This is a genomic window from Microcystis sp. M179S2 (assembly GCF_020245805.1).
Classification (GTDB): Bacteria; Cyanobacteriota; Cyanobacteriia; order Cyanobacteriales; family Microcystaceae; genus Microcystis; species Microcystis aeruginosa.
The window spans coordinates 1-4,565 of the sequence record NZ_JADBUE010000247.1 but is presented as its reverse complement, the minus strand read 5'-3'; the positions used below and the strand labels follow the sequence as shown (position 1 = coordinate 4,565).

The 4,565-nt window shown below is 41.4% G+C and carries 2 protein-coding genes, 1 other RNA gene and 2 pseudogenes; all 5 read right to left on the bottom strand.

What is annotated here, in order from left to right:
- Positions 1 to 253 (bottom strand): annotated as a pseudogene (locus IM500_RS15305) (hypothetical protein); the annotation flags it as partial.
- Between the two features lie 199 nt (positions 254 to 452).
- Entirely contained in the window at positions 453 to 1,619 is a 1,167-nt protein-coding gene (locus IM500_RS15300; protein WP_287738864.1) for a pyridoxal phosphate-dependent aminotransferase, read from the bottom strand.
- 9 nt (positions 1,620 to 1,628) lie between these two features.
- Positions 1,629 to 2,019, bottom strand: a transfer-messenger RNA (tmRNA) gene (gene ssrA / locus IM500_RS15295).
- Between the two features lie 823 nt (positions 2,020 to 2,842).
- On the bottom strand, positions 2,843 to 4,123 hold the full coding sequence (locus IM500_RS15290) for an HhoA/HhoB/HtrA family serine endopeptidase (protein ID WP_190723092.1): 1,281 nt from the start codon (positions 4,121 to 4,123) through the stop codon (positions 2,843 to 2,845).
- Between the two features lie 243 nt (positions 4,124 to 4,366).
- Positions 4,367 to 4,488: pseudogene (locus tag IM500_RS15285) on the bottom strand (IS1 family transposase); the annotation flags it as partial.
- Positions 4,489 to 4,565 lie beyond the last annotated feature (77 nt).

Sequence of the window (4,565 nt, the reverse complement as noted above, 5' to 3'; positions counted from 1 at the left end):
TATAGAACCTAAGAATAGCAGTCCAAGTCCGTTCGCAAGCCTGTTGACAAGCTGTAGAGTTAAGGTCTTTGACAAAAGGATATTCATCTCTTAATTGAGTTGTGTATCGATAAATATCTTTTTGTCCTACACCTTTATTGTCTTCCCAATATCTAAGACATTTATTCCGAACAAACTGTACTGTCCGAATAGCCTCATCAATGGCTTGATATTGAGATGGTTTTCCTCTAAGCTTGTACTCTAAAACAAACATTTTGCGTTATCGACCTACCACGCAAACTACTCTAGCATACTAAAATTAAATTGGCAACTATAGATTAGAGTTATTCTTAGTCGTGCTTCGCTGTTCTATGCTGGCGGAACCTTTCATCTCCGAGGTGAAACCGAGGGTTCCTTCAAGCCGACATTATAGGTAAAAACCAAGAAAAAAAGCCGGTATTTATTCTTGAAAATCACTGACTAAAATAACGCAGTCCTTTTACCAATCTTTCTACTGCCGCTAAAGCCGTTTCTGGAGATAAAGCACCGTAGGCAAGACGCAAATAACAGCCTTCTGTTATCCCAAAAGTTGAACCGGGTAACACCGCCACCCGCTGCCGCTCGATTAAACTTTTAACTAACTGAAAATCATTCTTGTCTGTGGTAATTTTCAGGAAAAAATAAAAAGCACCTTCCGCAGTGGCAACATCACAGATATCGCCGATTGATTCTAAAGCATTCAGGCAAATTTCTCTAACTTGACTGATAGTTTTCAACTGTTCTAAAGGATAGCTTTTACCCACCTGCAACGCCCCTAGGGCCGCGTATTGCGAAACCACCGGCGGACAGATTAAAATAGTATCCTGAATCTTATTAATCGCCTCAGATAAATGTTCTGGTACTACCATATAACCAATGCGCCAACTGGCAAAACCGTAGGCTTTTGAGAGACTAAATAAGGAAATAGTCCAGGATTCACTGCCAACAATTGCCGCCGGGGAAAAGTGGCGGGCATGGTTATAGGTAAAATACTCATAAGCCTCATCATGAATGTGATAGATGCCCTTTTTTTGACAGATTCGATTGACTTCTCTTAGGGTATTTTCTGGATAAACTACTCCCGTGGGATTATTAGGAGAAATCGTCACCACTGCCTTAGTTTTTTCCGTGATTGCCTCTTCAATGGCGGCTGGACGCAATTGATAATTTTTGTCTGTGGCGACCAAAATTACTTGACAATTAGCCATTTTTATGGCCATTTCATGATTGAAATAAAAGGGAGTGTTGAGAATAATTTCATCCCCCGGGGAAGTAATGGCTAAAATGGCATTCATAAAAGCCATATTACTGCCCGCCGTGACAAAAATTGCCTGTTTATCGCTGATTTCTATCCGATTATCTTCGGCTAGTTTTTGCCGAATTACTGCTAATAAGGGGGGAATTCCCGCCACAGATTGATATTGATGATTTTTGGGATTGGCTAAGAATAAAGATAGAGATTTGATCGCCTCCCGGGGTGGATAATAGGAAACAATCCCTTGACCTAGGGAAATAGTGCCAGGGTTCGCTTTAATTAATTGACCGACCACGGGAATAATCGGTGTTTGCACCCCGTCCATGCGGGAGAGAAGGTCTTTCATTAAAGTAATCAATGGAGCCGAGCAGAGTCGAACTGCTGTCCAAATTAGGTATTGACTGTCCGTTCATTCACAGGTTTAGTTTCGATTACCCTCGAAACGGGGACTGTCACTTATCCCGGACAGTGGGATGCTCTAGTTAAAGCTTAGACGGTTAACTAACTAGAGAAAGTTAAACGTGGCATCCGTTGGGGGTTGATCCATAGTCCTTAACGGAGTCAAACTATGAATGCTCGAGTCGATTAGAGACTATTAGGCAGCTACAGGAGCGGCTTTACGAGCGAAAGGAACGATGTTGTTCGCATTTACTTTTTGTTTGAGCCTTTGATTTACGAGAGGAGACTCACTCTCGACCTGTATCACGGGGGAGCTTTCGCTAACCTGTCGAAACCGTTACGGCCCCTTGTGCTTACATTCTGATTATAGCATATTTTTTGATTAAGCTAATTTCGGCTCAATTGAGGATTTTTCCCTTCCCAGGCGTTAGAGCCAGGCTAGATCGGTAAAAAAGGTTTTTATCGCTGATTTTTCTAAAATAGCATCGTTATCAAAGAGATAAGCCATCAGGTTCTCTCGTCCAAGATATTATGCATTTCTTCGGCTAATTATTCTGAATTTCCCCAATTTTCGGTTAAATTCGCCAACAATCTCCTAATTATTGATTGCCTCGGTGTGAATTGCCACCTATCAACAATCTATCTCCATACCACAATTTAGCCATTTTGTCAAAAAAAATTTGACTTTGCAACAAAACTACACAAAAATTAGATCAACGTTGTTCGGAAAAAAAGGGACAATTGGCGAAAGTGTTTGGTTTTGCCCAAGGGAAAAGTCTAGATTTAGCAAGGGTTTTAAGACAACCCAGACCATTAAAACCCTAAAAATTACAACAAGAGCAATCATAGCATAATGCAAAATTATACTAGAATCGCTGGAAGTATTGCAATCTCGTAAATAAATAAAAATTATTCTCAATAAATTCTTAAGTAAAAATAAATATTACCGATTGTAAATTTAAATATTTTTAAGTATTGAAGCTATTTATATATAAAATACTTATCATTTTGCCCTGATTGCCTCTGACTTTTCTCTCCCCACAGTAACCACAGGAAAGACTATTACAGCATAATTATTCGATTCAAGAGCCAAAAGTAAAACCAGAAATATAGAGAGCTTACTAACAAGCTCTCTACAAAGTTTCGGTCTTCTGCCACTTATTTTCCCAACTAAGATTTATTAGCAGTATTCAAGCTACCAACTTGAATATTCAGATTAATTTTTTGTCCTTCCCGGCTAATTTCTACGGGTAAATTATCGCCGATTTGAGTATTAGCAACAATTTCCCGAACCGCATCGGGATCGGTGACATTCTTACCACCTACAGACTTTAACACATCACCCGATCGCAATCCCGCTGCTGCGGCAGGAGAATCTCTCATCACCCGCACTAACAAGACACCAGAATCATCGGGGATAGTCCAATTATCAGCCATAGGACTATCGGCTAATTGTTCTTTTACCTCCGGGGTTAACTGTACCATTTGAACACCGAGATAGGGATGTTCCACCTTACCCGTAGCGATTAATTGTTCGGCGATTCTTTGGGCAGTCTTAATCGGAATAGCAAAACCTAAACCCTGGGCATTTTGAATGATAGCAGTGTTAACTCCGATGACTTCTCCCCGAGCATTTAACAAAGGTCCGCCGGAATTTCCGGGGTTAATTGCCGCATCGGTTTGTAGGAAATCCACCAATTTATCACTAGCACCAATTTGGGAGCCATTGCGTTCCTTGGCACTAATAATTCCCGTGGTGACAGTGTTATCTAATCCCAAAGGATTACCGATAGCGATCGCCCATTCTCCCACCTGTAAACTATCAGAATTACCTAATTTAACCGTGGGTAAATTGCTCGTTTCTACCTGTACCACTGCCACATCAGTTAAAGGATCACTACCTAAGACTTTACCATCAATAGTGCGACCATCTTTGAGGGTGACAGTCACCTTATCTGCTCCCTCGACAACGTGAGCATTGGTGATAATTTTACCGTCATTACTGATAATAAACCCGGAACCTGTACCTCTTTGAACTTGTTTTTCTCCTCGCTCGGGTATTTGGGAACCGAAGAAGCGACGGAAAACAGGATCGTTAGCAAATTCGCCTAAATCATCGCCTCCATTAACTTCCCTAGAAGCATTAATTCTTACCACCGCCGGCCCCACTTCTTGCACCACAGAAGCGACAAAATTGGTGGGAATAACCAGAGACGAGGGAGCGGCTGCGGCCGGTGTGGAGGGGCGAGGATTATTGGCAGAGGGGGCAATATTTTGGGCTAATTCCAGAGGATTTTGACTGTAGGCGTAGGTGGCACCGATGCCTAACCCGGCACCCAAAACCAGTAAAGAGGAATAGGCAAAAAGTTTTTTCATCCCAGAAGATTTGGAGCGTTTAGGATTACCTTCGTTGATCGGGGAAATATTATCGTTAAAAATATTGCGAGTCATAGTTTTTATTGTTTAACCATTCTGAGAAGGGAATAAAAGTCAGTCCTAATAAGGGTGTGAGAGGAGTGTTTCGGAAAACGGCTTGGGACTGACTATCTCTAATTTAGGCAGGGGATATGAACTTACTGTGACGCAGACATGAAGTTTTGATTGCAAGGTCATTATCCTAGTGGATAGACAGATAGAAAGATAGAGGGTGGTGATTCGGTAGTAGTGATGGAGGCTTAATCCTTTGCTTTGCTGTGCATTGTAGTCATGGATAAAATACCAAAGGGCTCCCCAACGTGATTCTCCATTTTTTTAGAGAAAGATAGACTCTCTCTCACCAGCCGAGAAATCTTTTGTCGAAAGGTATTAAGCTGTTCGTAATTTAAATTGCTTGTTGAGACTTGGTTTATCCGAAACCTTTATTTGACGGGGGACAGCCGCCAGTTTATTGTTG